The following is a 1,379-nucleotide window of genomic DNA, read 5'->3' as shown; positions in this document are numbered from 1 at the left end:
GTCGGCGGCGTCAGATGTGTAAAAGAGACAGGAGCGGTGCCGGGGGCGGGTGGTCTTCTGCGGGTGCTCTTCGCCACATCGGGGTGGACCCCGACCCACCGGCGGTTTCCCGGCGTGCCCGGAGGGGCCCGGCGGTGCGCGGAACTCCTTGACTTCGATCACGGAGAGTTGCGTAGGATCGCGGCGGAACCATCCGGATGAGGACCCGTCCCCGGGTGTCGCCGGTGCGCGTCCCCGATCGGGCGGTGAAGGGGGGAGACTGTTCCCATGCAGCCACGCAACATGCCGATGAGCGGTGCCGTCGATCTCTCCGCGGTCAAGGCGGCGGCCGAGGCCAAGCAGAAGGCCGAGGAGGCCCGTGCCCGGCGCGCGACCGAACCGGTGGGGGAGGGCGCTCCCGCCGCCGGAGCCGTCTCCCTCGTGATCGATGTCGATGAGGCGGATTTCGAGCAGGAGGTGCTGCAACGCAGCGCCGAGGTTCCCGTGGTCATCGACTTCTGGGCCGAATGGTGCCAGCCGTGCAAGCAGTTGAGTCCGATCCTGGAGAACCTGGCCCGGGAGTACGCCGGCCGCTTCGTGCTGGCGAAGATCGATGTCGACCGCAATCAGATGCTGTTCCAGCAGTTCGGTGTCCAGGGCATTCCCGCGGTCTTCGCCGTGATCGCCGGACAGGCCCTGCCCCTGTTCCAGGGGGCGGCTCCCGAGGCGCAGATCCGGGAGGTGCTGGACCAGCTCATTCTCGCGGCCGAGCAGCGGTTCGGGATCACCGGGGCGCCGGTGGACCCGGCCGCCGGGCAGCAGCCGATGGCGGCGCCCGAGCCGCCCTCGGACCCCGCCCTCGCCGCCGCGCACGACGCGCTGGACTCCGGTGACCTCGGCGGAGCCATCCGCGCCTACGAGAACGTCCTGTCCGCCGACCCGGGCAACACCGAGGCCCGTTTGGGACTGGGGCAGGCTCAACTCCTGAACCGTATCCAGGAGTTGGGCGATGGCCGGGAGATCCGGAAGAAGGCCGCCGACGACCCGACGGATGTCGGGGCGCAGTTGGCGGTCGCGGACCTGGATCTGGCCGGCGGTCACGTGGAGGACGCCTTCGCCCGACTGGTGGACACCGTCCGGCGGTCGGTCGGGGAGGACCGCAACGCCGCCCGGGTGCGCCTGCTGGAACTGTTCGAGGTGGTCGGCTCCGAGGACCCCAGGGTGGTCTCGGCACGGGGTGCGCTCAGCCGCGTCCTCTTCTGACCCGAGGGGTCCGCGACCCCGGAACCCCGCGACCCCGACGCCCCGGTCCGCCGCTCCCGGCGGGCCGGGGCGTCGCGTCGTGGCGCGCCCATGACCTTCGTCCCCTCGGTGGCGGGTGGATCCTCCCGTGCCGGGAC

Annotated in this window: 1 protein-coding gene; it reads left to right on the top strand. The window is 71.6% G+C overall.

The window, feature by feature from the left end; all coding sequences use genetic code 11:
* Nucleotides 1–267: 267 nt before the first annotated feature.
* On the top strand, nt 268–1,242 hold the full coding sequence (locus FNQ90_RS23235; RefSeq protein ID WP_182608143.1) for a tetratricopeptide repeat protein: 975 nt from the start codon (nt 268–270) through the stop codon (nt 1,240–1,242).
* The last annotated feature ends 137 nt before the right edge of the window (nt 1,243–1,379 follow it).

It is taken from the genome of Streptomyces alkaliphilus (assembly GCF_014141535.1).
Taxonomy (GTDB): Bacteria; Actinomycetota; Actinomycetes; order Streptomycetales; family Streptomycetaceae; genus Streptomyces; species Streptomyces alkaliphilus.
This window is presented reverse-complemented; position numbering and strand designations above follow the sequence as displayed.

Excerpts from the sequence above, each read along its gene's own strand:
- FNQ90_RS23235 (WP_182608143.1), top strand. The coding sequence starts at position 268 with ATGCAGCCACGCAACATGCCGATGAGCGGTGCCGTCGATCTCTCCGCG.